Here is a 24,448-nt window from a genome sequence, read left to right as displayed (position 1 = left end):
CCGGACGCGTGTACGCCGGCTTTCCGTAGCGACGAGGTGGCGCTCGCCGCGCTCGAGGCCGTCAGCGGCCCAGCGCGTAAAACTCCGCGTTGGGCCGCATGTTCGTCACGTTCGCGAGGCGGTTGGACATCCCGAAGAAGGCCGAGATCGCCGCGATGTCCCAGATGTCGTCTTCGGTGAAGCCGTGCGTCTTCAGCGCGTCGAAGTCTGGTTCGCCCACTTGATGCGCGGCCTGCGACACCTTCATCGCGAAGTCCAGCATCGCCTTCTGGCGCGCGGTGAGGTCGGCCTTGCGGTAGTTGGTGGCGACCTGGTCGGCGATCAGCGGGTCCTTCGCGCGAATGCGCAGGATCGCGCCGTGCGCGATCACGCAGTACTGACACTGGTTCGCGGCGCTGGTGGCCACGACGATCATCTCGCGTTCGGCCTTGCTGAGGTTGCCCGGCTTGTCCATCAGCGCGTCGTGGTACGCCATGAACGCGCGAAACTCGTCCGGGCGGTGCGCGAGGGTGAGGAACACGTTCGGGACGAAGCCCGATTTTTCCTGGACGGCCGCGATGCGTGCGCGAATGTCGTCGGGCAGGTCTTCGAGCGCCGGCACGGGAAAGCGGCTGACGGGGGCGTTGTCTGGAGCAGTCATGAGGTCTCCTGGATAAAGTGGCACGAAGGGCGATCAGGCATTGACGTCGACGACGATGCGGCCGCGCACCTTGCCGTCGATCAGTTCCGCCGCCAGCGGAATGGCGTCGCTCAGGCCGACCTGATGGCCGATGGCGCCCAGCTTCTCGACGTCGAGATCGGACGCGAGCCGGCGCCAGGCTTCCAGCCGCTCGGCGCGCGGACACATCACGCTGTCGATCCCGACGAGCGTGACGCCGCGCAGGATGAACGGCGCGACGGTCGCGGGGAAGTCCATGCCGGCGGCGAGGCCGCAGGCCGTCACCACGCCGCGGTAGCGCGTGGTCGCGCACACGTTGGCGAGGACGTGGCTGCCGGCCACGTCGACGGCGCCGGCCCAGCGTTCCTTGCCGAGCGGCTTGCCGGGTACGCTGAATGACGCGCGATCCAGGATCTCGGCCGCGCCGAGTTGCCGCAGATAGTCGGCATCGGCCGGGCGGCCCGTCACGGCGACGACCCGGTATCCGAGTCGCGCCAGGAGGGCCGTCGCGACGCTGCCCACGCCGCCGGCCGCGCCGGTCACGACGATCTCGCCGTCGTCCGGCCGCACGCCGTGCCGTTCCAGCGCCATCACGCACAGCATCGCGGTGTAGCCGGCCGTGCCGATGGCCATCGCCTGTTGCGGCGAAAACGCGGACGGCAGCGGCACCAGCCAGTCGCCGTCGACCCGCGCCTTCTGCGCGAGGCCGCCCCAGTGCGTTTCGCCGACGCCCCAGCCGTTGAGCACGACCCGGTCGCCCGGACGGTGATCCGGGTGCGTGCTCGCTTCGACTTCGCCGACCAGGTCGATGCCCGGCACCATCGGGAACTTGCGCACGACCGGGCTCTTGCCGGTGATCGCCAGCCCATCCTTGTAGTTCAGCGTCGAATAGCCCACGCGGATCGTCACGTTGCCGGCCGGCAACTGCGCGTCGTCCAGCGTGTGCAGCCTCACGTGCTGGCCGGTCTCGTCCTTGTCGATCACGATGCCCTGGAACATCCGTCCTCCTTTCTAGACCGATCGTCTAGTTAATGGTAAAAAAATTCAGCGGCGAGGCAATCCATTGAAGAAAAACTGCGCGAACAGCGCGAGCGGCTGGTCGCTGCGTTCGAGCTTCGCGCGCAGCACGGCGCCTTCCCAGCCGATCCAGAAGAATGCGGCCAGCTCGGCGGGGTCGGCGGCATCCGCCAGTTCGCCCGCCTGCTGCGCGGCGGCCAGGCATTCGGCGAGGCGGTGTTGCCAATCTTCGAACGTGGCGCGCAGACGGGCGCGGAAGCTTTCCGGCAGCGTGCCCATTTCCTGGCCGAGGTTGCCGATCAGGCAGCCGCGGTGGTACGCATGGCGGGCCATGCCGTCGCGGGCGTCGTCGACGAACGCGCGCACGCGCGCCAGCGGCGAGCGTTCCAGCTGGCTGAAATGGCGGTCGAGCTTGCGGGCGAAGAACTCGGCGTAGCGGTCGATCAGTTCGAGGCCGAACGCTTCCTTGCTGTCGAAGTAGTGATAGAACGAGCCTTTCGGCACGCCGGCGCGCCCGAGGATCTCGTCGAGCCCGGTGGCCGAAAAGCCCTTTTCGGTGAGGATCTCGAGCCCGGTGCGCAGCAGCATGTCGCGCGTGGCGACGAGGTCGTCGTGCTGCTTGGGTGGCCGGCCGCGGCGGCGCGGCGGAGCGGTGCGCGTGTCCATGGCCGAATAATAGACCGTTCGTCTCAAAAATCAAGCGGAGGGCGAGCCGGCGTCCGGGCGGATCCGCGGACGCCGTAGCGGCGACGGGGTCAGCCCGTGTACCCGAGCTCGGCGCTGATCAGCGTGGCCTCGTGGCGCAGCGCCGTCGCGACCGGCCCGTCGATCGACGCGTCGAAGCCGCCCGTGGCGCCCAGCGCGGTGAGTGCGCCGCACATATGCCCGTTTGCGTCGAATAGCGCTGCCGACACCGCGCTGATGCCCTTCAGGTTCGTGTCGCGGACGCTGGCGAGGCCGGCCGCGCGGATCTCGCGCTGCAATTTGCCGACCGGATCGCGTCGGTCGAGCTGGGCGCGCAATTCGGCCGGCGCCGATGCAAGCTCTTCTTCCGCGAGTTTCCGCACGCGAGGTTCGTCGAGCAGCGCGAGGAACAACCGGCCCGTCGCCGACCACAGCAACGACATGACGGAGCCCGCGCGCACGTTGACCGTCACCGGCAGGCCGGGCTCCTCGAACCGCATGATCGTCGGCCCGCGGTTGCCCATGATCGCGACGAAGCACGTCACTTCGAGGCGCTCGCGCAGGCGCACCAGCGACGGCTCGGCGAGTCGTATCGGGTCGGCCATCCGCATCGCGGCGAGCCCGATCGAGATGCATTGCGGTCCGAGCACGTACTGCTGCGTGCCGCGATCCTGCGTGACGAACGACGCTTCCATCAGGCTCGCCAGATATCTGTGCACTTTCGCGGGATTCTCGTCGAGCCGTGCCGCGAGCGCGGTCAGCGTCGCGCGGCCGCCCGATGCCGCCAGTTCCTTCAGCACGAGAAGGCCGGTCGACGCGGATTGAACGCGTTGCCTGCGGTCCCGCTCGGCGGGTGCGGTCTGTTTCGTTCCGGTGATTTTTTTCATACGGCGGATTCTAGCCCGACGGCCGCCGACGGCGGACCGCCAAGGTTTACCCCAGTCCTGCGATTACGCAATGCGTATTAGATTTACGCTAAATCATCGCACCGGAGTCAATCATGTCCGCCATCGAGCATCACGCGTCGTCGAAATGTCCGTTTCATCCTGCGCCGGCAGCGGCGACCGCGCCGAACGGGTGCCCGGTCAGCGCGGCCGCGGCCGCGTTCGATCCGTTCGACGACGGCTATCAGCAGGATCCGCCCGAATACGTCCGTTGGGCGCGCGAGCGGGAGCCGGTGTTTTACAGCCCGAAGCTCGGGTACTGGATCGTCACGCGCTACGACGACATCAAGGCCATCTTTCGCGACAACCTCACGTTCAGTCCGTCGATCGCGCTGGAGAAGATCACCCCGACCGGCGCCGAGGCGAACGCGGTGCTCGCGTCGTACGGCTTCGCGCTGAACCGCACGCTCGTCAACGAGGACGAGCCCGCGCACATGCCGCGTCGCCGTGCGCTGCTGGACCCGTTCACGCCCGAAGCGCTGAAGCATCACGAACCGATGGTGCGCCGGCTCGCGCGCGAATACGTGGACCGCTTCATCGACGACGGCCGCGCGGATCTGGTCGACCAGATGTTGTGGGAGGTGCCGCTGACCGTCGCGCTGCACTTTCTCGGCGTGCCGGAAGAGGACATGGACACGCTGCGCGAATACTCGATCGCCCATACGATCAACACGTGGGGCCGTCCGAAACCGGAGGAGCAGGTCGCGGTCGCGCATGCGGTCGGCAAGTTCTGGCAGTTCGCGGGCAAGGTGCTCGACAAGATGCGCGAGGATCCGTCCGGGCCGGGCTGGATGCAGTACGGGATCCGCAAGCAGAAGGCGCTGCCCGACGTGATCACCGATTCGTATCTGCACTCGATGATGATGGCGGGGATCGTCGCCGCGCACGAGACGACCGCGAACGCGACGGCCAATGCGATGAAGCTGCTGCTGCAGCATCCCGATGCGTGGCGCGACATCTGCGACGACCCGTCGCTGATCCCGAACGCGGTCGAGGAGTGCCTGCGCCACAACGGCTCGGTCGCCGCGTGGCGACGGCTCGCGACGAAGGACGTCACGATCGGTGGCGTCGCGGTGCCCGCCGGCTCGAAGCTGTTGATCGTCACGTCGTCCGCGAATCATGACGAAGCGCGCTTCGCGGATGCGGACCTGTTCGACATTCGCCGGGAGAATGCGAGCGATCAGCTCACGTTCGGCTACGGGTCGCATCAGTGCATGGGCAAGAATCTCGCGCGCATGGAGATGCAGATCTTCCTCGAGGAGTTCACGCGCCGTCTGCCGCACATGAAGCTGGCGGAACAGCGCTTCACGTATGTGCCGAACACGTCGTTCCGCGGCCCCGAGCACCTGTATGTCGAATGGGATCCGGCGGCGAATCCCGAGCGCCGCGACCCGTCGGCGCTGCGCGCGCGCACGGCGGTGCGCATCGGCGAGCCGTCGTCGCACGCGGTGAGTCGCGTGGTGAAGGTACAGCGCGTGTCGAGGTGCGCGGATCGCGTCGCGCAGGTCCGCCTCGTGTCTGGCGACGGCCGCATGCTGCCGCGCTGGACGCCCGGCGCGCATATCGACGTGATCTGTGGCGATACCGGCATCACGCGCCAGTATTCGCTGTGCGGCGACCCGGCCGAGCGCGACGCGTACGAGATCGCGGTGCTGCACGAAGCGCAGGGCCGCGGCGGATCGGCATGGGTGCATGCGAATCTGCGCGCCGGCGACGTGCTGAAGATCCGCGGGCCGCGCAATCACTTCCGTTTCGCGACCGACGCCGGCAAGGCGATCTTCGTCGCGGGCGGCATCGGCATTACGCCGATCAGCGCGATGGCGCGCGAAGCGAAGGCGCGCGGCATCGACTACGAGATCCACTATAGCGGCTCGCGACGCGCGTCGATGGCGCTGCTCGACACGCTCGCCGCGCTGCATGGGGAGCGTCTGCACGTGTACGTGTCGGAAGAAGGCTCGCGTAACGACTTTCGCGCGCTGTTCGCGCAGCCGGCCGACGACACGCACATCTACGCTTGCGGCCCCGCGCGGATGCTCGATGCGCTCGAAGCGAGCTGCGCGCACTGGTCGCGCGATGCGCTGCGTGTCGAGCATTTCGTGTCGACGCGTGCGGCCCTCGACCCATCGAAGGAGCGCCCGTTCGAAGTCGAACTGAAGGATTCCGGCATCACGCTGACGGTCGCGGCGAACCAGACGGTGCTCGACGCATTGCAGCACGCGAACATCGACGTGCAGAGCGACTGCCGCGAAGGGCTGTGCGGATCCTGCGAAGTGCGGGTGCTGGCCGGCCGCGTCGATCATCGCGACAGCGTGCTGACGCGCGCCGAACGCGACGCGCACGATCGCATGATGACCTGCTGTTCGCGCGCGTGCGGCGGCGAGCGGCTCGTGCTCGAACTCTGAATCCACGGGCGTCGCCGCGGCGTCGCTCGCCCCACGCAAACCACAAAAAAACCGGAGACATGCGCGATGAAGAAGCGTGCCAACCTGATGTTCGCCTGTACCGTCGGCACCACGCTGGAGTGGTACGACTTTTTCGCGTTCGCCGCGTGTGCGGTGCTCGTGTTCGACAAGCAGTTCTTCGTCGTCGGCAATCCGCTCGCCGCCACGCTGCTCGCGCTCGCGACGTTCGCCGTCGGCTTCGTCGCGCGGCCGCTCGGCGGCATCGTGTTCGGGATGATCGGCGACCGCATCGGCCGCCGCAAGACGCTCGTCGTCAGTCTGCTGATGATGGGCATCAGCACGTTCTGCGTCGGCTTGCTGCCGACCTATGCGTCGATCGGCATCGCGGCGCCGCTGCTGCTCGTGCTGCTGCGCATCGTGCAGGGCATCGCGGTCGGCGGCGAAGCGACCGGCGCGATCCTGATGATCGCCGAGTCGATGCCCGGCGCGCAGCGCGGCTTCTGGACCAGCTTCACGATGTTCGCCGGGCCGCTCGCGAACGTGCTGACCGCGTTCGTGATCGGGATGGTGCAGCGATTCTACGGCGATGCCGCATTCGTCGACTGGGCGTGGCGGATTCCGTTCTTCATTTCCGCGCTGCTCGTGATCGTCGGCTTCTGGACGCGCCGGCGCGTCGAGGAATCGGCGGCGTTCGCCGAGCTGTCGGCCGCGCACCAGACGGTCGAGCGCGCGTCGCTGCGCGACACCTGCGCGAGCAACGGGCGGCAAATGGCGCGTGCGTTCTTCGTGAAAGCCGCGGAGAACACGTTCCTGTATCTGTTTTCGACGTTCGCGCTCGGACTCGCGACCGGCTATCTGCACTTCAGCAGACCGCAGGCACTGTCCGCGCTGATGTGGGCGTCGGCGATCGAGGTCGTCGTCATCCTGATTGCCGCGCACGTGTCGGACCGGATCGGACGGCGCCCGGTGCTGATCGCCGGCCTGCTCGGCGCGGCGATCGCCGGTTGTTCGCTGTTCACGCTGTCGCCAGGCAGCGACTACGTTCATCTGCAACTGGCGTTGATCGCGTGCCTGACGTGCCACGGGATCATTCTCGGACCGATGGCCGCGTACATGGCCGAACTGTTTCCGACGCGCGTGCGCTTCACCGCGCTGTCGACCAGCTATCAGCTTGCATCGGTGCTCGGCGGATCGATCGCGCCGATCGTCGGCACGCTGCTGGTCAGCTATACGGGTTCGGCGATCTTTGTCGCCGGCTACGCGATCCTGATGGCGCTGCCGGCGTTCGTCGCGGTGATCGCGTCGCGCGAATCGCGCGGCGAGGACTTCCAGTCACGTTCGATGTCCACCGGCCATGCGGTTGTGCTGACGAACGACCGGCCGCGCTCGACGCATGCGTAAGGAACGCCGCCCGCGTCATGCGGGCGTTCGTACTAACCCTGTTTAAAAACGCTTATCACGGTGAAAAATTCCGCGTAGGAAGCCGCGTCGTTCGGCGTGCGCGTGTGCACGCTCGAGCCGGGCTGGATGCGTACCGAATGGGTCGCGCAGGCGGCGCGCGGCGCTGATCGTCGACCCGTCGCGCCGCGACGACGTGCCGCTGCGCCTGCTGCTCAGCCGTTGCGGAAGCGGCGATCAGATGCCGTAGACGTTCTCGCAGAGCGCGACACTCGCGCCCAGCTTCCGCGATAGATCGGCGGCCGCATCCAGCTGCGGTCGATCCAGTTCACCCGACTCGTGCGCGACGCTGAGGCGCGACGCAGGACCGGACAGCGTCAGCGCCGCCATGAACTTGTCGCCGGCGCCGAAGACCGGCACCGCGAACGCTGCGGTGTGCACATCGCGTGCACCCGCGGTGAAGAGGGGCAGTGCGGGCGGCTTGTCATAGATCGGTTCGCCGAGCCCCCAGAAACGGATCACCTGGCTGATGGCCGTGTCGTCGAGCGGCAGCATCGTGCCCGCGAGCCGCGTTTCACGCAGGCCTTCGGACGGCTCGACCCGAAACAGGCAAAGCCGCTGCCCGTTGTCGTGCACGTAGTACGATGCGCTTTCCTTCGTCAGCGCGGCCAGCGCATGCAGCGCCGGTTCGACCACCGTGGACAGATGGAAGGACTGCTCGTACAGCTTGCCGAGGTACAGCACGCGGTGCCCAAGCGAATAGTTGCCGGACTGCGCGCGCACGACATAGCCCATTCGCTCCAGCGAGTTCATCAGCCGATAGACCGTCGTCTTGTGCATGCCGGAGGCTTGCGACAGTGTCGCGAGCGACTGCGATTCGGCGCCCGGCTTGAAGCAGTCCAGCAGCGAAAGCGCCTTTTCCACGGCAACCACGCCGTCATTTCCCATTCCTTCTCTCCCGTCGACACACAACGGAGATTGTACAGAGTAAAACGCTGGTTTACCGCGTAAAAGGGTAAACGCCAGTGCCCTGGTATGGGTTGTCTCGTTATAGTGATTTCACTATGTACACCAGTGTTGTACACAGTACAACGCACAACCCGAGGTCGAGTCATGAGCAAGCCATCCGTCAGTACTTCTCCGATCAATCGCGACATCGAACGCATCTCGCCGGAACTCGTTCAGGCGGCCGCGCGTTACCAGGCCGCGATCCTCGCCGACGTCGCGGGCCGCCGCGGCACGGTGCATGGCCGCGTGCGGCCGCTGTCGCCGAAGATGAAGGTCGCCGGCCCCGCAGTCACGGTCGAAGTCCGTCCGGGCGACAACCTGGCGATCCATGCGGCGCTCGCCGTCGCGAAGCCGGGCGACGTCGTCGTGGTCGACGGCAAGGGCGACATCTCGTGCGCGCTGCTTGGCGAAATCATGGCGGCGCAGGCGAAGGCGAGCGGCATCGCCGGCATCGTCATCGACGGCGCGGTGCGCGACGCGCACGAACTGGCCAACGGCGACTACCCGATCTTCTCGGCCGGTCTCAATCCGTGCGGCCCGACCAAAAGCATCGCGGGGCGCGTGAATGCGCCGATCTCGCTGGGCGGCGCGACGGTCAATCCGGGCGACCTGGTGGTCGGCGACGCCGACGGCGTCGTCGTCATTGCGCGCGCCGACGTCGCGCGCATCGTCGATCTCGCGCAGAAAAAGCTCGACTTCGAAACCGCGCGTATCGCAGCGATCCACAAGGGCGATCTTCGTCCGGGCTGGATCGAGAAGGAACTGCGCGCGGCCGGCATGCTGGCCGAAGGCGAGGCGCTGTGATGCAGACCGCTTCGCATCAGCCCGTGGTCCTCGTGACCGCCGCCGACCTGGCGCCGCAAGCGCTCGAGATGCTTGCGCAGTTCGACGTCGTGTTCGCCGGCAAGCAACCGACCGAGGACGACATCGTAGCGCTCTGCATCGAGCACAAGCCGGTCGCGATCATCGTCCGGTACGGCAAGATCAACGCCCGCATCATGGACGCCGCCGAGCACCTGCAGGTGATTTCGAAGCACGGCAGCGGCATCGACGTGATCGATCAGGACGCGGCTGCCGCACGCGGTATCGCGGTGCGCGCCGCGGTCGGCGCGAATGCGGCCGCCGTCGCCGAGCACGCATGGGCGCTGCTGCTCGCGTGTGCGAAGTCCGTTCCGCAGCTCGATATCCGCATGCGCGAGGGCCATTGGGACAAGGCGACGCACAAGTCCGTCGAACTCGACGGGCGCACGCTCGGCCTCGTCGGACTCGGCGCGATCGGCCGGCGCGTGGCCGCGATCGGTGCGGCGTTCGGCATGAAGGTACTCGCGTTCGATCCGTTCGCGAAGGAAGCGCCGGCCGGCGTGAAGCGCGTGCCGCTCGACACGCTGTACGCGGAGTCGGACGTCGTGTCGCTGCATTGTCCGTTGACGGCCGACAACCGCCGGATGCTCAACCGCGACACGTTCGCGCGTTTCAAGCGCGGCGCGATTCTCGTCAATACCGCACGCGGTGGCTTGATCGACGAAGCCGCGCTTGCCGACGCGCTGGCGAACGGCCAATTGCGCGCGGCCGGCCTCGACAGCTTCGATGTCGAGCCGATGATGGTGCCGCACCCGTTCCAGCAGATCCCCAACGTGATTCTGTCTCCGCATGTCGGCGGCGTGAGCGATGCCGCGTACGTGAACATGGGCAAGGGCGCGGCCGCCAACGTTCTCGCGGTGCTCGACGAACGCGCATAGCGCGGCTTGAACCCTGGACATCGAGGTACGCATGTTTTATCTGACGAGTCCCGACGTGCGCGAAGCCGACGTGTTCACGCGCATGCCGGAGAAGTTTCGCAAGCCGGACGTCCGCACGGAATGGGCGCGCGCGAATCGCGGCGGCATGGTCACGGACTCCTTTCTCGAAGGGCCGGTCTGGGACCCGGACGGCTATCTGTTCGTCACCGACATTCCGCACGGGCGCATTTTCCGCATTTCGCCGTCGGGCGACTGGGATCTCGTCGTCGAATACGACGGCGAGCCCAACGGGATGAAGCGCTTCGACGCATCGCACCTGATCATCACCGACTACCGGAACGGTCTGATGCTGCTCGATATCGAGCGCGGTGAAGTGCGTCCGTATCTCGAGCGCCGCAACACCGAACGCTTCAAGGGCGTGAACGACCTGACGTTCGACTCGGCCGGCAACCTCTATTTCACCGACCAGGGGCAGACCGGGCTGCACGATCCGACGGGCCGCGTGTATCGGCTCTCGCCCGACGGCAAGCTCGACATGCTGCTCGGCACCTGCCCGAGCCCGAACGGGCTCGTCCTGTCGCGCGACGAGAAGGTGCTGTTCGTCGCGATGACGCGCGGCAATGCCGTGTGGCGCATGCCGCTGCAGGCCGACGGGTCGGTCAGCAAGGTCAGCCAGTTCTTCACGTCGTACGGACCGAGCGGGCCCGACGGCCTCACCATCGATCTCGAAGGCCGCCTGTTCGTCGCGAATCCGGGGCTTGGCCGCGTGTGGGTGCTCAACCACTGCGCGGAGCCCGTCGAGATCCTGACCGGACCGAAAGGGGCGTCGCTCACGAGCGTGTGCTTCGGCGGCCCGGACATGAAGACGCTCTTCATCACCGAATCGACGTCCGGTTCCGTCCTGAAAGTGGACATGCGCATTGCCGGCCCGCTGCCGAAACAGGCAGCGAAACGGGCAGTGAAGCAGGACTGAGACCCACGAGCCGGGAAGCCGCGCGTCGGCTTCCCGCCCGCATGCCGAAAGATCGCGCCGCCAGCCGCGCGACGAAGGAGACAAGCATGACCATTTCGCACGCGCTGCGTGCCGGCGACGACGCACCGCGCGCCGACGCACCGTCCTCGGCCCAGCTTGCCGGCGACGATTACGCGGCCAGCGAGCGCACGCTCGCCAGGGCGTTCCGGCGCATCCTGCCGTTCATCTTCGTCTGCTATGTGATCAGCTATCTCGACAGGACCAACGTCGGTTTCGCGGCGCTCACGATGAACAAGGATCTCGGTCTGACGGCCGAGCAGTTCGGTGTCGGTGCAGGCCTGTTCTTCATCGGCTATTTCCTGTTCGAGATTCCGAGCAACCTGATCATGCAGAAGGTCGGGGCGCGCGTATGGATCGCGAGAATCATGATCACGTGGGGCCTGTTCTCGATGGCGACGGCGTTCGTCGTCGGACCGAAGAGCTTTGCGGCCGCGCGTTTTCTGCTCGGGCTCGCCGAGGCGGGATTCACGCCCGGCATCTACCTGTATTTCACGCACTGGTTTCCCGGCAAGTGGCGTGCGAAGGTGACGGCCGCCTTCCTCGTCGGCATTCCCGTCGCGAACATGATCGGCTCGCCGATTTCGGGCGCGCTACTCGAACTCGGCGGCCTGCATGGGCTGCGCAGCTGGCAATGGCTGCTGCTGATCGAAGGCGTCCCTGCGGTGATGCTCGGCATCGCGTGCCTGTTCGTGCTGGCCGACCGTCCCGAGAAAGCCGCGTGGCTCAATGACGAAGAGAAGGCGTCGCTCGCGAAGCGCCTCGCGTTCGAGCAGCGCGACATCGGCGCGAAGCACGGCAGCACACTGCGCGACGCGATGACGAACTGGCGTGTGTTCGTGCTCGCGTTCGTCAACTTCTGCGGGATCGTCGGCTCGCTCGGCGTCGGCTTGTGGATGCCGCAGATCATCAAGCAGTTCGGCGTCGAACACGCGGTGGTCGGCTGGCTGACGGCCATTCCGTATGCGATCGGCGCCGGCGTGATGCTCTGGTGCGCGCGTCTCGCCAACCGCGCGGCCAACCGGATTCCGTATGTCGCCGGTGCGCTGGCCGTCGCGGCCGTGGCGCTGTGCGCGAGCGCCTTCATTCATGCGCCGGTTTTCAAGCTGATCGCACTGTGCGTCACGGTGAGCGGAATCCTCGCGTTCCAGGCGACTTACTGGGCCATCCCGTCGGGATTCCTCACCGGCCGGGCCGCCGCGGGCGGACTCGCGTTGATCGTGTCGGTCGGCAATCTCGGCGGCTTCGTCGGGCCGTCAATGATCGGTGCGCTCAAGCAATTCTCCGGTGGCTTCACCGCGCCGCTCATCGCCGTGTCGGGTGTGCTGCTGCTCGGCGCGTTGACCATCGCATGGCTCGGCGATCCGGGCTCGGGCGCCGGCGAAGCGCCTGCCGTCCGCGAGGCGTGAATTTGCTTTCGCCAGAACACCCACCCACAAAAAACAGTTTGGAGACTTCATGTCGTCGAATCAGGCCAGCCAGCATTCCCGCCCGAAACCCCGCTTCGTGCTCGGCGCCGTCACCGTCGCGAGCGCGGCCTCGTGGTGCGCTGCCGCGCATGCGCAAAGCAGCGTCACGCTGTACGGCATTGCCGACGTCGGTATCGAGCACATCAACAATACGAATACCGGCGGCGCGCAGACGCGCGAAGCGTCCGGCAATCTGTCCGGTTCGCGCTGGGGACTGAAGGGCGTCGAGGATCTCGGCGGCGGCATGAAGGCCATTTTCCAGCTGGAAAACGGCTTCAACATCAATGACAGCACGACCGCGCAGTCGACGAAAGGCCTCGGTTCGAACGCCGCCACGACGTCGCGGATTTTCGGCCGGCAGGCGTGGGTCGGGCTGGCGTACCGGGGCCAGCAACTGACGTTCGGCCGCCAGAACGCGCTCTTTTACGAACAGGCCGTGGCCTTCGACCCGATGGGCGCGTCGTCGCGATACTCGGTGCTGTCGGTCGACTACGCGGCGGCCGCGCGCATCGATAACTCGGTGAAGTACACCGGCGTGTTCGGTCCGCTGACGGCGCAGGCCATGTATAGCACCCGCTACGACACCGGGTACGGCGCCGAGGTGCCGGGCGCGCAACTCACCGGCCGCTTCTTCAGCGGGGCGCTGACTTTCTCGCAAGGGCCGCTCGCCGCGAGCGTGTCGTACGAGCAGCGCAACAGCAACACCGTCGCGACCAACACGGGCACCGAGCGGCGCGCCACGGCCGCCGCGTCGTATGTGATCGGACCGGTGAAGGGATTCGCCGGTTATCGCTATCTTCGTGCGTCGAATGCGTTCCTGCCGGCGAACCCGATCCGTGTCGCGAACGGCGCCGATGCCAGCGCGGCGAACCTGTACTGGGCCGGCGCGCAATACGCGGTGTCGCCGGCGTTCGTGGTCACGGCGACGGCCTATTACCAGGACGTGCATTCGACGAGTGCCGACCCGTGGCTCGCCGTGCTGTGTGCGGATTATCTGCTGTCGAAGCGCACCGATATCTATGCGACGGCGGGTTTCGCGCGCAACAAGGGCGGCTCCGCGCTCGGCGTGAACGGCTATGGCACGGTCGCGCCCGATCACAACCAGACGGGCGTGGTGATCGGCATGCGCCAGAAGTTCTGAGGCGAGTGCGATGCAGACCGTTCACGCGCCCCATCTGCCGGTCAGGCCCGAGTGGCTCGCATTGCGCGACGAGCCGGTGCTCGAACCCGAACTCGCCATCGTCGATGCCCACCATCACCTGTGGGACCGCCAGACCGGGCGCTATCTCGCGGACGAGTTCGGCGCGGACGTGCGCGGCGGGCATCGGGTCGTGTCGACGGTCTACGTGCAGTGCCGCTCGATGTTGCGCGCAAGCGGGCCGGAGGCGTTCAAGCCGGTGGGCGAAGTGGCATTCGCGAGCGGCATCGCCGCGATGTTCGATAGCGGCGCATACGGCCCCACGCGCTGTTGCGAGGCCATCGTCGGCGGCGCCGATCTGTCGCTCGGCGCGGAACTCGATGCGGTGCTCGACACGATGCTGCAGGTGTCCGGCGGGCGATTGCGCGGCATCCGCAATCCGCTCGCGTGGCATGCGAGCCCCGACGTGCGGTCGAGCCCGGTGACGCCGCCGCGCGACCGGATGTCGGAGCCGGCTTTCAGGCAGGGCGTGACGACGCTCGGCCGCTACGGGCTGTCGCTCGACGCGTGGGTCTATCACACGCAGCTCGATGACCTGTACGAACTCGCGCGCGCGTCCGAGGACGTCATCGTCGTCATCGACCATTTTGGCGGCCCCGTCGGCGTGGGGCCGCATGCCGGCCGGCGTGCCGAAGTGCATGCGCAGTGGAAACGGCAACTCGCGCGTCTCGCCGCGTTGCCGAACACGCGCATGAAGCTCGGCGGCGCGGGCATGACCGTGTTCGGTTTCGACTTCGCCGCGCGCGCGCTGCCGCCGTCGTCGCAGGACCTGGCGGCCGCGTGGCAGCCGTATTTCGATACCTGCGTCGAGCTTTTCGGCGTCGATCGCTGCATGTTCGAAAGCAACTTCCCCGTCGACAAGGGGATGTTCGGCTATCGCGTGCTGTGGAACGCCTTCAAACGACTCGCGTCCGCGATGTCGGTCGACGAAAAGGCCGCGCTGTTCAGCCGGACGGCCGCCTCGACGTATCGCGTCGCGATTCCCGGAGACAACCCATGAAGACGACTGCAACCGTGGCGACGCAGGACATCGATGCCGCCGCCGCGGAAAAAGGGCTCACGCGCGTGACCGGTATCGAGTGGCGTGCGCTGTCGCTCGCGGGGCTCGGCTGGACGTTCGAGAGCTACGACTCATTCCTGCTGTCGCTGCTGCTGCCGACGCTCGCGCTGCAGTTCGGGCTGAACAAGGCGCAGCTCGGCATGTTCACGAGCGTCACGGCGGCCGGACAGATCATCGGCGGCATTCTGTTCGGCTTCGTGTCGGACCGGATCGGGCGCGTGCGCACCGCGCTGCTCTGCGTCGGCATCTACTCGCTGTTTTCCGGCCTGATCGCATTTGCGCCCGATGCGCACGCGTTCGCCACGTTGCGCTTTTTCGGCGCGCTCGGCATGGGCGGGACCTGGACCGCGGGCGCGGCGCTCATCGCGGAGACCTGGCATCCGGGCCGGCGCGGCAAGGGCGGTGCGCTGATGCAGATGGGCTTGCCGATCGGCGCGATTCTCGCGATCGCGATCTCGGGCATCGTCGGCGCCACGCATGGCGGATTGGGCGGCGACGGCTGGCGTCTGCTGTTCCTGATCGGTGCGTCGCCGTTCTTCATCCTGTTCCGGGTCGCGCGCAAGACGCCGGAATCACCGATCTGGCTCGAACGCCGGCACGCGAAGTCGCAGGCTCGCAAGCCCGACACGGCCGGTCACGAGAAGCTGAACGTGCGCGGCCTGCTCACTGCCTTCTGCTTCATCTTCTTCCTGCAGTACCTCTACTGGGGCGTATTCACGTGGACGCCGACGTTCCTGATCACGGTGAAGCACCTCGACTTCGTGCATAGCCTGAAGTTCGTGCTGGCGTTGCAGTTCGGCGCGATCACCGGGTTCCTGCTGTTCTCGGCATGGGTCGACCGGCTCGGCCGGCGGCCGATGTTCCTGGGCTACCTGCTGATCGGCGCGCTGGCCGTCGGCGTGTATATCGTGTCGGCGAATCCGTTGCTGCTGATGACCGCGATCTTTCTGACCGGCTTCAGCGTGAACGGCATCTTCGCGGGTGCCGGCCCGTTCCTCGCGGAGATCATCGGCAACACGGCATCGCGCGGCTTCTTCATGGGTCTCGCATACAACGGCGGCCGGCTCGGCGGCTTCATCGCGCCGTTGATCATCGGTGCGCTGGCGTCGACGTCGGGCGGCTTCGTGCTCGGACTCGCGACGACGATCGTCGCGTTCGTCGCCGCGGCCGCGGTCGTGCTGTTCGCGCCCGAAACGCGCGGAAAGGCGCTGTCATGAACGTGGCGACGCAAGCGGGATGGGTGAACAGGCTGTTTCCCGCGCTGACGGAGGCATCGCTGCGGCGCTACCTGAGCGGGCAGGTCGCGTCGGTGCTCGGCAGCTGGACGCAGAACGTCACGCTGAATCTGCTGATCTATCACCTGTCCGGCTCGGCGGCGATCCTCGCGCTGCTCAACTTCCTGCTGTACGGGCCGCAGTTGATCGTCGCACCGGTGGCGGGCTCCCGCATCGGCTCGGCCAACGCGCGCCGCGTGACGCTCTGCGTGCTGACGACGTCGCTGCTGCTGACGGGCAGCCTCTTCACGTTGTCGCTGCTTGGCCTGCTCGGCGTGAAGCTGATCCTCGCGCATGCGCTGGCGATCGGCGTGTCGAGCGCGGTGGAAACGCCGGCGCGGCAGGTGCTGCTGCTGACGAGCTTGCAGGATCCGACGCACACGTCCAACGCGGTCGCGATGAACACGATGGTCTACAACGTCGGGCGTATGGTCGGCCCGACCATCGCCGGATTCGTCTATCCGACGCTCGGCCCGCGGACGTCGTTCGCGATCTATGCGCTCGCGCTGTGCTTCATGGCGGCGTGCGTGCGGTCGATCCGGACCGCGACGGTGGACGGCCCGTCGCGCACGGAAAGCGGCCTGCGCGATGCGGTCGGCTACGTGCTGTCCGATGCGTTCTCGGCCCGCTATCTGCCGATTCTCGCGTGCATCGGCCTGTTCGCCGGCAGCTACCAGACGCTCGTGCCGCTGCTCGCGGACCAGGGCTTTCACGACGCGGCGCGCTTTACCGGCGTGTTCTTCGCGTGCGCCGGCGCCGGCTCGTTGAGCGCGGCGGTGCTGCTGTCGTCGGCGTTCGGGCCGCGCGCGTCGCGCCGGTTCATCGCCTATGCACCGTGGACGGCAGTCGGCGCGCTGGCCGTACTGGCCGCGACGACCGATGCGGCGGGATCGATTCCCGCGTTCTATGCGCTCGGCTTCAGCCTCACGTTCGCGGCCACGTCGACGAACGCGACGATTCAGCGGCAGTGTCCGGAACACGTGCGCGGCGGGCTCGTCGGGATGTACGGCATGGCCTACAACGGCACGATGCCGTTCGGCTACCTGCTCGTCGGCAGCGCATCGGAGGCGCTCGGCGTGCGACACACCTTCGCCGCCATGGCCGCCGTGCTGGCGTGCGGCGTGGTGGCGGTCATCGCGTGGCAACGGTTCACAGGAACGCGCTCAGGCGCACAATAAACGGAGACAACATGCAAGCCGGTTTCATGGAAGCGTCCGCGATCGAGCGCCGGACCATACGAAAGGTCGTCTGGCGACTCATTCCCTTCTTGATGATCTGCTACCTGCTTGCCTTCATCGACCGGGGCAACGTGGGGATGGCGTCGCTGCAGATGAACCACGACCTCGGGATGTCGGCGCAGGTCTTCGGTTTCGGCAGCAGCCTGTTCTTCATTTCATACTTCTTTTTCGAAGTGCCGAGCAATCTCGCGCTGCAGAAATACGGCGCGCGAATCTGGATCGCGCGGATCATGATCACGTGGGGCATCGTGTCGGCGGCGACCGCGCTCGTGCACAACGCGACGACGTTCTACGTGCTGCGTTTCCTGCTGGGCGCGGCCGAAGCCGGCTTCTTCCCGGGCGTACTGCTGTATTTGTCGTACTGGATTCCCGCGCAGTACCGCGCGCGGATCGTCGCGACGTTCATGGTCGCGATTCCGGCCGCGAGCTTCATCGGCTCGCCGATCTCCGCGCTGCTGTTGCAGATGGACGGTGTCTGGGGCCTGCGTGGCTGGCACTGGCTGTTCATCCTCGAAGGCATTCCCACGGTGCTGCTCGGCATCGCGTGCCTGTTCATGCTGACGAACAAGCCGGAGAACGCGAGGTGGCTCGACGACGACGAGCGCGCGTGGCTCTCGAACGCGCTGGCCGCCGGCCACAAGACGCGCAAGAAGGTGCCGTCGTTGCCGCTTTCGCAACTGTTCCGCAACCGCTATGTGCTGTGCCTCGCGCTCGTCGACACGTGTGCTTCCGCGGCAGGCAGCACGCTGTCCGTGTGGCAGCCGCAGTTGCTGAAGTCGTTCGGCTTGACCGTCATGGAAACCGGCCTGCTGAACTCGGTGCCGTACGCGGTGGCCTCGATCCTGATGGTCTACTGGGGCCGGCGCTCGGACCGCCTCGGCGAACGCCGCTGGCACACGGTCGTGCCGATGCTGCTGATCGGCGTGGGCCTGTTCGCGACGTCGCTGAGCGGATCGCTGCTGCCCACGATCTGCATGCTCTGCGCGGTGCTGGTCGGCGCGTATTCGTTCAAGGGCCCGTTCTGGGCGCTCGCGACCGACATGCTGTCCAACAGCACCGTGGCGGCCGGGCTCGCGACGGTCAATGCCATCGCGAACCTGCTCGGCGGCGGGCTGATGGTGAACGTATACGGGTGGGTGAAGGCGGCGACGGGCAGCTACGCGCTCGCGTTGATGCCGCTCGCGATCCTCACGCTCGTGAGCGTCGCGACGCTGCTGCTGCTCACGCGCAATCATGCGGCCGGCAAGCTGGTCGGCAAGACGGGGACCATCTGATCATGGCGCGCATCGCGAGACGTGAATTCCTCCGGATCGCCGGCGCCGCGCTGGCTTCGGCTGCATTGCCGAGGCTGGCCGCGGCCGACGAAACGTGGTCGAGCGGCACCGAACGGCCGGCGTTCCGGTTGCCCGACGGGGCGATCGACTGTCACATGCACGTCTACGACGACCGGTTTCCGGTCGCGCCGGGCACGACGCTGCGCCCGCCGAATGCGACCGTCGCGCAATACCGAAGCGTGCTGGCGCGTATCGGCGTGAAGCGCAACGTGGTCGTGACGCCGTCGACGTACGGGACGGACAATCGCTGCACGCTGGCGGCGATCGCGCAGTTCGGCGCCGACGCGCGTGGCGTGGCGGTGGTCGACGGCACCGTGAGCGACGACGAACTTCGGATGCTCGATCGCGGCGGCATCCGTGCGATCCGCTTCAACCTCAGCTATCCGGGTGCGACGACACTCGACATGCTGGCGCCGCTCGCCGCGCGCATCGCGAACCTCGGATGGCACATCGAGCTGGTGGTGCAGGGTGCGCGGCTGCCTGAGCTGGAGCCGCATCTTGCGGCGTTGCCTTGCCCGCTCGTCATCGACCATATCGCGCATGTGCCGCAGCCCGGCGGACTGTCGTCGGCCGCGTTTCGTACCGCGCAACGCCTCGTGGAAAAGGGCCATACGTGGATCACGTTGTCGGGGCCGTACGTCGACAGCAAGACGGGCGCGCCCGCCTACGACGACGTCGCGCCGGTCGCGAAGGCGCTGATCGACATGGCGCCGGAACGCATGCTGTGGGGCACCGACTGGCCGCACCCGACGCAGAAGACGGACAAGCCGGACGACGCAAGCTTGCTGGACGTGATCGCCGGCTGGATCGGGCGGCCGGACTGGCAGCAGCGGATATTCGTCACGAACCCGGCGAAGTTGTACGGATTTGCATAGCGCGGGGAGGAGGTCGGAAGCTTGAAGCCGGTGACGAAACGATGTCGTCCGCAATCGGGGGATATGTTTGAAGGCGGATGGAGCCAGCGGCTGCTCGGCGGCGGCTACCGCCGACCGCGTCGCGCGGTATCCGGCCAGACGCGCGCGTCGACGGCGCCGCAGGCATCTGCGCCCACAAGCGGCCTGCGGCTCAGAGAATCGACCGGTAGGTGCCGCCCTCGACGCGCACCGCGGCGCCATTGGATGGCGCGCCCAAAGGACTGGCAAGCAGCGCCACCATCGCGGCAATCTCGTCGGCCTCGATCATGCGGGCGATCAGCGAGCTTGGACGATACGTGCCGAAGAAGTGCGATTCGATTTCCGCATCGGTCATATCGGGCCGAGGCGCGGTTTGCCGAAGATACGCGACGATGCCTTCGGATCGCGTGGCGGACGGCAGTACGCTGTTGACGGTCACGCCGGTTCCCTTCGTCAGTTCGGCCATACCGCGCGAGACCGCGAGTTGGGCCGATTTGCTGACACCGTAGTGCACCATGTCCGGCGGCGTGAACGCACCGACTTCGCTGGACATGAAGATCACACGCCCCCAGTTCTTCGCAAGCATGCGAGGAAAGTAATGCCGTGACAGCCTGACACCCGACATCACGTTGACGTCGATCATTCGCAACCAGTCGTCATCGGTGATTTCCGCGAACGGCTTCGCTTCGTAGTAGCCGAGATTGTTCACGAGAATATCCGTGTCCGGCTGTGCACCGATCAGTGCCGCGACGCCTCGCTCACCGCTTACGTCGGCGACGATTCCGCGTACGCTGCCGCGCGGCGCGGCAGCAGAGAGCTCGGCGACGGCTGCGTCGAGCTTGTCTCGTTGCCGCCCTGTGATCGTGACCGCGACGCCTTCCGATGCCAATGTTCGCGCGATCGCCATCCCGATGCCGGCGGTGGCGCCGGTGACGATCGCGGTTTTTCCTTCAAGTTGCAGATCCACGGTTTACTTCTCCTTTACTTTACTCATCGAGGAACCAGCACGGCCGGTCCGTTGCACGGCATTACTTGAGCCGCTTCAGCATTTCGCCGGCGACGTCCAGCGCCGACGCCGGATTCTGTCCGGTGATCAATTCGCGATCGGTCACCATGTGCGCGGTAAACGGCACCTCGTTGCTGCTATAAACGCCACCCGCGCGTTGCAATGCGATCTGCGGATAGAACTTCATCGCGCCGCCGCCGAGCAGCCCTTTGGCTTGCTCTTCTTCCGCGTTGCTGATCACCGTCATCCGGTAACCGGCGTAGATCCATTTCATGTCGCCGTCGCCCGCGTTTCCCGCCGCGAGCTTTCGCGTGAAGCCCGGCGCATCGGGCAGGGCCGACAGCAGCGCAATCGGGCCGTGGCAAACGAGCGCCGTGGTCTTGCCGCGCGCGTGAAAGTCGGCCAGCAATCTGCCGACGGCGGCACTGGTCAACAGGTCCTGCATCGGCGCATGGCCGCCGGGAACATAGACGGCATCGAAGTGCGCGTAACCGATCTGCTCCACCCGCGACAGGCTGATCACCGGGGAGTGCGCGCGCGACGTGATTTGCAGCCGGTCGAGCAACGCGCGGTAGTCGCGCATCGCGTTTTCGTCGCCGTTGAAGTACATCTTGTCGGCCGACGTGACGTCCAGCGTCGGCGCCTTGCCCTCCGGCGTCGCGAAGGTCACCTGGTGGCCGGCATCGAGCAGCGCCTTGACGGGCTGCATCAGCTCGTTCAGGTAGAAGCCCGTCGCGAAGACCTTGCCGTCCTTCAGGTCGAGGTGGTCGGAATCCGACAACACCACAAGCACGTTGGCAGCGTGGGCGCCGTATGCGGCAATGCCGAGGATTGCCGCAACGGCGAGCTTGCGCATCGAATACATCGCTTTCTCCATCGGGAAGTTTCAGGCTTGTCGTGAACGGGTGAGCAACAGATGACGCATCGCGGCGCCCACGCCGGAAGCCGACTGCGGGTTCTGGCCGGTCACGAGCCGTCCGTCGACGACGACCTTCGCGGTCCAGTTCGGTGCGGGATCGTGAAGTGCGCCACGCTGCTTCAACGTACTCGCGAGCAGGAAGGGGACCACGCGATCGAGCTGGACCGCCCGTTCTTCTTCGTCCGTGAATGCGCTCAGATTCTTGCCGGCGACGAGATAGGTACCGTCGCCGAGCTTCACGTCGACCAGTGCGGCCGGGCCGTGACATACGGCACCGACCACGCCACCCGCTTCATAGATCGTGCGCGTCACCTTCTCCACGTCGGCGTTGCGGGGAAAATCCCACATTGCGCCATGACCGCCGGCAAAGAAGACCGCCGCATATTTCGACGCGTCGACGTCGCCGAGCCGCTGCGTGTGGCGTAGTGCGTCGCGGAATGCGGCATCGCTCCAATACCGGGCGTTGATTTCGTCATCGAGATCGAGCCCGTCGACGGGCGGTTCGCCGCCCTGAATCGATGCGAATTCGACGGGAATGCCGGCCGCGTCGAGTTCGGCCAGCGGATGCGTCACTTCGCCGAGATAGAAACCGGTCGGCTCCCCGGTCGAGCCTTTCCTTGCGTGGCTCGTGAGTACGAATAGAACCGACAGATCCTGCCGGTCGCGATGTTCGCCATTCATGCTGTGCTCCTGGATTTCAATGGGTGACTCGACGATGCAGTCACGACGCACGCACTTTATTTGGCTCGTTCGCGGAGATAAACTGGCGGAAAAGTAAAGCTTTTGTTCTTTGGAGGACAAGATGGCGCGCAAATTCGACCATCTCGGTGACGTGGAAGCATTCGTGACGGTGGTCGAAAAAGGCTCGATGACTGCCGGCGCGGTGGCATTGGGCAGCACGCCTTCCGTGTTGAGCCGGGCCATCACACGCCTGGAAGCCCGGTTGGGCACGCAGTTGCTGCGTCGCTCCACGCGGCGGTTGAGCCTGACGGAGCACGGCCGGCTCTATCTGGAACAATCGCGCGCGGCGTTCCTGCTGATCGATGATGCCGAGCGGGCCATTCAGGGGCACGGCGGTACCTTGACCGGCCATGTCCGGCTGAGCGTACCCACGACGTACGGGCACTATCGTCTGCCGCCGCTGCTTCGGCGGTTCACGCGGGAGCACCCGCACGTTCGCGTGGAGTTGAACATCGCGAACCGGAACGTGGATCTCGTGGCCGAGGGTTTCGACCTGGCGATCCGTCTGGGCGAATTGCCGGACAGCGGCCTGGTCGCGCGCAAGCTCGAGGATGCGGCACTGTGCCTGGTCGCGTCGCCCGAGTACGTCGCGCACGCCGGCACGCCCGGAAGCGTGGGCGATCTGGAGCACCATCTTTGTTTGCCGTTCATGCTGCCCAGCAGCGGCCGTATCGCGCCCTGGGTATTCCGCGACGGCGATCAGGACATCGATTGGCTGCCGGCTTCGAACGTCGCGGTGTCCGACGATGTGCTCGGTGTCGTGTCGATGGCGCAGAGCGGCGCCGGTATATGCCAGACCTACGACTTCATCGTTCAGGATCGGATCCAGGCCGGACATCTCGTCGAAGTGCTGCCCCATCTGCGCGGTCGCACACGGCCGTTTTCGGTCGTCTATGCGCCGCATCGCCGTCTGTCGGCCGCGTCCCGCAACTTGATCGACATGTTGGTCACGTCGGCATCCGAGGCTTGAAGTGCCGGCAATGCCGACGCGAGATTCGACGTGGCGTGACGGGTGCTGCATCGGATGCCTGTATTCGCATCTCATCGAAAGCGACACGAGCCGGACCGAAGCCCCGTATTAACCCTGATTAAAAACACTTATCACGGTGAAAAATTCCGCATCTTATTGAACCGATATCGGCTCGCTATAGTGGCTCGCTTTCCCGCACGCATCCGCGGCGTGCGCAGACAAACGACAGGAGCCCCTTGATGACCACCGATACCCGCTTCACCGAAGTCGAGGATCTGCTGCCCGCCGCCGGCGGGCTGCGCGAGATCCGTCACCACATCCATCGCCATCCCGAACTCGCGTACGAAGAGCACGACACGGCCGCGCTCGTCGCGGACAAGCTCGAGCAATGGGGCTGGCAGGTGACGCGCGGGGTCGGCAAGACGGGTGTCGTCGGCACGCTGAGGGTGGGCGACGGCGCGCGCAGCATCGGCATTCGTGCGGACATGGACGCGCTGCCGATCGTCGAGGCGACCGGCCTGCCGTATGCGAGCGGCACGCACGGCAAGATGCACGCATGCGGCCACGACGGCCACACGACGATGCTGCTCGGCGCCGCGCAGCATCTCGCGAAGACGCGCCACTTCTCGGGCACCGTGCACCTGTATTTCCAGCCGGCGGAAGAGCACGGCGTCGACAGCGGCGCGAAGAAGATGATCGACGACGGCCTGTTCGAGCGCTTCCCGTGCGACGCCGTGTTCGGCATGCACAACCATCCGGGCGCGGCGCCCGGCGTGTTCCTCACGCGGCGCGGCCCGTTCATGTCGGCGGGCGACAAGGCGGTCATCACGATCGAAGGCGTCGGCGGACACGCGGCGCGGCCGCACCTGACGGTCGATCCGGTCGTCGTCGCGGCGAGTATCGTGATGGCGCTGCAGACGATCGTCGCGCGCAACGTCGACCCGTCGCAGCCGGCGGTCGTCACGGTCGGCTCGATGCACGCGGGCACCGCGAACAACGTGATTCCGAACGGCGCGCGCCTCGAGCTCAGCGTGCGTTCGTTCAGCCCCGACGTGCGCGCGCTGCTCAAGCGCCGCATCACCGAGCTGGCCGAAACGCAGGCCGCGAGCTACGGTGCGACTGCCAACGTCGAGTACATCGAAGGCTATCCGGTCGTCGTCAATACGGATGCCGAAACGGATTTCGCCGCGCAGGTCGCGCGCGAACTCGTCGGCGATGCGCACGTGGTCGAGCAGGCCGACCTGCTGATGGGCAGCGAGGATTTCGCGTTCATGCTGCAGCAGCGACCGGGCTCGTTCGTGCGGCTCGGCAACGGCGAAGGCGAGGACGGCTGCATGGTGCACAACCCGAAATACGACTTCAACGATCGCAACCTGCCGATCGGCGCGGCGTTCTGGACGCGCCTCGTCGAGCGTTACCTCGGACAGTGATCGCGGCGGCGGCGCGCGGCCGGCGCTTCCGGCCGC

At 66.5% G+C, this 24,448-nt stretch carries 22 protein-coding genes and 1 pseudogene; 15 read left to right on the top strand and 8 right to left on the bottom strand.

Annotated elements, in window-relative coordinates; genetic code table 11:
- Window positions 1–61: 61 nt before the first annotated feature.
- The 4 genes from H0X90_RS15610 to H0X90_RS15595 all read right to left on the bottom strand — a co-directional run bounded on the left by H0X90_RS15610 (window position 62) and on the right by H0X90_RS15595 (window position 3,246).
- Window positions 62–640 carry a peroxidase-related enzyme gene (locus H0X90_RS15610; RefSeq protein WP_006482604.1) on the bottom strand — a complete coding sequence of 193 codons (579 nt, stop codon included), beginning with the start codon at window positions 638–640 and terminating at the stop codon, window positions 62–64.
- Window positions 641–673: 33 nt separating this feature from the next.
- Complete coding sequence (locus tag H0X90_RS15605; RefSeq protein ID WP_006482573.1) at window positions 674–1,657, bottom strand: MDR family oxidoreductase; 984 nt, start codon at window positions 1,655–1,657, stop codon at window positions 674–676.
- Between the two features lie 45 nt (window positions 1,658–1,702).
- Complete coding sequence (locus H0X90_RS15600; protein ID WP_034203221.1) at window positions 1,703–2,341, bottom strand: TetR/AcrR family transcriptional regulator; 639 nt, start codon at window positions 2,339–2,341, stop codon at window positions 1,703–1,705.
- An 89-nt stretch (window positions 2,342–2,430) separates the two neighbouring features.
- Window positions 2,431–3,246 carry an IclR family transcriptional regulator gene (locus tag H0X90_RS15595; protein ID WP_006482582.1) on the bottom strand — a complete coding sequence of 272 codons (816 nt, stop codon included), beginning with the start codon at window positions 3,244–3,246 and terminating at the stop codon, window positions 2,431–2,433.
- 113 nt (window positions 3,247–3,359) lie between these two features.
- Between H0X90_RS15595 and H0X90_RS15590 the strand changes: the two genes are divergently transcribed.
- The 3 genes and pseudogenes from H0X90_RS15590 to H0X90_RS36210 form a co-directional block, all read left to right on the top strand.
- The gene (locus tag H0X90_RS15590; protein ID WP_077188695.1) at window positions 3,360–5,705 is read left to right on the top strand and encodes a cytochrome P450/oxidoreductase; all 2,346 of its coding nucleotides are present in this window, start codon (window positions 3,360–3,362) and stop codon (window positions 5,703–5,705) included.
- Between the two features lie 66 nt (window positions 5,706–5,771).
- A complete protein-coding gene (locus H0X90_RS15585; protein ID WP_006482599.1) occupies window positions 5,772–7,106 on the top strand; it encodes an MFS transporter in 1,335 nt (444 codons plus the stop codon).
- A 72-nt stretch (window positions 7,107–7,178) separates the two neighbouring features.
- Window positions 7,179–7,320, top strand: a pseudogene (locus tag H0X90_RS36210) (short-chain dehydrogenase/reductase); the annotation flags it as partial.
- Between the two features lie 20 nt (window positions 7,321–7,340).
- Here the strand turns inward: H0X90_RS36210 and H0X90_RS15580 are convergent.
- Entirely contained in the window at window positions 7,341–8,051 is a 711-nt protein-coding gene (locus tag H0X90_RS15580) for an IclR family transcriptional regulator (protein ID WP_006482615.1), read from the bottom strand.
- Window positions 8,052–8,216: 165 nt separating this feature from the next.
- On the opposite strand from H0X90_RS15580, the gene H0X90_RS15575 reads away from it, so the two are divergent.
- From H0X90_RS15575 to H0X90_RS15530, 10 genes are all read left to right on the top strand, one after another.
- Window positions 8,217–8,915, top strand: coding sequence for an RraA family protein (locus H0X90_RS15575; RefSeq protein WP_006482575.1), 699 nt, complete (start codon window positions 8,217–8,219; stop codon window positions 8,913–8,915).
- Window positions 8,915–9,850 (top strand): NAD(P)-dependent oxidoreductase, encoded by a 936-nt coding sequence (locus tag H0X90_RS15570; protein WP_077188694.1) that lies wholly within the window; start codon window positions 8,915–8,917, stop codon window positions 9,848–9,850. Before H0X90_RS15575 ends, H0X90_RS15570 begins: the two co-directional genes overlap by 1 nt.
- Before the next feature lie 31 nt (window positions 9,851–9,881).
- Entirely contained in the window at window positions 9,882–10,823 is a 942-nt protein-coding gene (locus H0X90_RS15565) for an SMP-30/gluconolactonase/LRE family protein (RefSeq protein WP_077188693.1), read from the top strand.
- A gap of 86 nt (window positions 10,824–10,909) precedes the next feature.
- A complete protein-coding gene (locus tag H0X90_RS15560) occupies window positions 10,910–12,289 on the top strand; it encodes an MFS transporter (protein ID WP_077188692.1) in 1,380 nt (459 codons plus the stop codon).
- Between the two features lie 49 nt (window positions 12,290–12,338).
- Entirely contained in the window at window positions 12,339–13,490 is a 1,152-nt protein-coding gene (locus H0X90_RS15555; protein WP_077188691.1) for a porin, read from the top strand.
- Between the two features lie 10 nt (window positions 13,491–13,500).
- A complete protein-coding gene (locus H0X90_RS15550) occupies window positions 13,501–14,547 on the top strand; it encodes an amidohydrolase (RefSeq protein ID WP_077188690.1) in 1,047 nt (348 codons plus the stop codon).
- Window positions 14,544–15,824, top strand: coding sequence for an MFS transporter (locus H0X90_RS15545; RefSeq protein WP_077188689.1), 1,281 nt, complete (start codon window positions 14,544–14,546; stop codon window positions 15,822–15,824). The genes H0X90_RS15550 and H0X90_RS15545 overlap by 4 nt, the downstream gene beginning before the upstream one ends.
- Window positions 15,821–17,059: an MFS transporter gene (locus H0X90_RS15540; RefSeq protein ID WP_077188688.1), complete on the top strand. Its 1,239-nt coding sequence runs from the start codon at window positions 15,821–15,823 to the stop codon at window positions 17,057–17,059. Before H0X90_RS15545 ends, H0X90_RS15540 begins: the two co-directional genes overlap by 4 nt.
- Before the next feature lie 11 nt (window positions 17,060–17,070).
- The gene (locus tag H0X90_RS15535) at window positions 17,071–18,393 is read left to right on the top strand and encodes an MFS transporter (RefSeq protein ID WP_006494208.1); all 1,323 of its coding nucleotides are present in this window, start codon (window positions 17,071–17,073) and stop codon (window positions 18,391–18,393) included.
- 2 nt (window positions 18,394–18,395) lie between these two features.
- A complete protein-coding gene (locus tag H0X90_RS15530; protein WP_006494209.1) occupies window positions 18,396–19,328 on the top strand; it encodes an amidohydrolase in 933 nt (310 codons plus the stop codon).
- 190 nt (window positions 19,329–19,518) lie between these two features.
- Here the strand turns inward: H0X90_RS15530 and H0X90_RS15525 are convergent, their stop codons facing one another.
- The 3 genes from H0X90_RS15525 to H0X90_RS15515 all read right to left on the bottom strand — a co-directional run bounded on the left by H0X90_RS15525 (window position 19,519) and on the right by H0X90_RS15515 (window position 21,952).
- Entirely contained in the window at window positions 19,519–20,313 is a 795-nt protein-coding gene (locus H0X90_RS15525) for an SDR family NAD(P)-dependent oxidoreductase (protein ID WP_077188687.1), read from the bottom strand.
- A 61-nt stretch (window positions 20,314–20,374) separates the two neighbouring features.
- Window positions 20,375–21,229, bottom strand: a complete 855-nt coding sequence (locus H0X90_RS15520; RefSeq protein ID WP_226245369.1) for a type 1 glutamine amidotransferase domain-containing protein — start codon at window positions 21,227–21,229, stop codon at window positions 20,375–20,377.
- Between the two features lie 9 nt (window positions 21,230–21,238).
- Window positions 21,239–21,952 (bottom strand): type 1 glutamine amidotransferase domain-containing protein, encoded by a 714-nt coding sequence (locus tag H0X90_RS15515; protein ID WP_077188686.1) that lies wholly within the window; start codon window positions 21,950–21,952, stop codon window positions 21,239–21,241.
- Window positions 21,953–22,073: 121 nt separating this feature from the next.
- Here H0X90_RS15515 and H0X90_RS15510 point away from each other — a divergent pair, with 121 nt between their 5' ends.
- Window positions 22,074–22,982 (top strand): LysR family transcriptional regulator, encoded by a 909-nt coding sequence (locus H0X90_RS15510; protein WP_077188685.1) that lies wholly within the window; start codon window positions 22,074–22,076, stop codon window positions 22,980–22,982.
- A 239-nt stretch (window positions 22,983–23,221) separates the two neighbouring features.
- Window positions 23,222–24,412: a M20 aminoacylase family protein gene (locus H0X90_RS15505; protein ID WP_077188684.1), complete on the top strand. Its 1,191-nt coding sequence runs from the start codon at window positions 23,222–23,224 to the stop codon at window positions 24,410–24,412.
- Window positions 24,413–24,448 lie beyond the last annotated feature (36 nt).

Origin of the sequence: Burkholderia sp. 9775_39 (assembly GCF_015712225.1) — a bacterium.
Taxonomy (GTDB): domain Bacteria; phylum Pseudomonadota; class Gammaproteobacteria; order Burkholderiales; family Burkholderiaceae; genus Burkholderia; species Burkholderia cenocepacia.
The sequence above is the reverse complement of the archived record's forward strand: the minus strand, read 5'-3'. Positions and strand labels throughout refer to the sequence as shown.

Coding starts and splice junctions, on each gene's coding strand:
- H0X90_RS15610 (WP_006482604.1), bottom strand. CDS start 640: ATGACTGCTCCAGACAACGCCCCCGTCAGCCGCTTTCCCGTGCCGGCG.
- H0X90_RS15605 (WP_006482573.1), bottom strand. CDS start 1,657: ATGTTCCAGGGCATCGTGATCGACAAGGACGAGACCGGCCAGCACGTG.
- H0X90_RS15600 (WP_034203221.1), bottom strand. CDS start 2,341: ATGGACACGCGCACCGCTCCGCCGCGCCGCCGCGGCCGGCCACCCAAG.
- H0X90_RS15595 (WP_006482582.1), bottom strand. CDS start 3,246: ATGAAAAAAATCACCGGAACGAAACAGACCGCACCCGCCGAGCGGGAC.
- H0X90_RS15590 (WP_077188695.1), top strand. CDS start 3,360: ATGTCCGCCATCGAGCATCACGCGTCGTCGAAATGTCCGTTTCATCCT.
- H0X90_RS15585 (WP_006482599.1), top strand. CDS start 5,772: ATGAAGAAGCGTGCCAACCTGATGTTCGCCTGTACCGTCGGCACCACG.
- H0X90_RS15580 (WP_006482615.1), bottom strand. CDS start 8,051: ATGGGAAATGACGGCGTGGTTGCCGTGGAAAAGGCGCTTTCGCTGCTG.
- H0X90_RS15575 (WP_006482575.1), top strand. CDS start 8,217: ATGAGCAAGCCATCCGTCAGTACTTCTCCGATCAATCGCGACATCGAA.
- H0X90_RS15570 (WP_077188694.1), top strand. CDS start 8,915: ATGCAGACCGCTTCGCATCAGCCCGTGGTCCTCGTGACCGCCGCCGAC.
- H0X90_RS15565 (WP_077188693.1), top strand. CDS start 9,882: ATGTTTTATCTGACGAGTCCCGACGTGCGCGAAGCCGACGTGTTCACG.
- H0X90_RS15560 (WP_077188692.1), top strand. CDS start 10,910: ATGACCATTTCGCACGCGCTGCGTGCCGGCGACGACGCACCGCGCGCC.
- H0X90_RS15555 (WP_077188691.1), top strand. CDS start 12,339: ATGTCGTCGAATCAGGCCAGCCAGCATTCCCGCCCGAAACCCCGCTTC.
- H0X90_RS15550 (WP_077188690.1), top strand. CDS start 13,501: ATGCAGACCGTTCACGCGCCCCATCTGCCGGTCAGGCCCGAGTGGCTC.
- H0X90_RS15545 (WP_077188689.1), top strand. CDS start 14,544: ATGAAGACGACTGCAACCGTGGCGACGCAGGACATCGATGCCGCCGCC.
- H0X90_RS15540 (WP_077188688.1), top strand. CDS start 15,821: ATGAACGTGGCGACGCAAGCGGGATGGGTGAACAGGCTGTTTCCCGCG.
- H0X90_RS15535 (WP_006494208.1), top strand. CDS start 17,071: ATGCAAGCCGGTTTCATGGAAGCGTCCGCGATCGAGCGCCGGACCATA.
- H0X90_RS15530 (WP_006494209.1), top strand. CDS start 18,396: ATGGCGCGCATCGCGAGACGTGAATTCCTCCGGATCGCCGGCGCCGCG.
- H0X90_RS15520 (WP_226245369.1), bottom strand. CDS start 21,229: ATGGAGAAAGCGATGTATTCGATGCGCAAGCTCGCCGTTGCGGCAATC.
- H0X90_RS15515 (WP_077188686.1), bottom strand. CDS start 21,952: ATGAATGGCGAACATCGCGACCGGCAGGATCTGTCGGTTCTATTCGTA.
- H0X90_RS15510 (WP_077188685.1), top strand. CDS start 22,074: ATGGCGCGCAAATTCGACCATCTCGGTGACGTGGAAGCATTCGTGACG.
- H0X90_RS15505 (WP_077188684.1), top strand. CDS start 23,222: ATGACCACCGATACCCGCTTCACCGAAGTCGAGGATCTGCTGCCCGCC.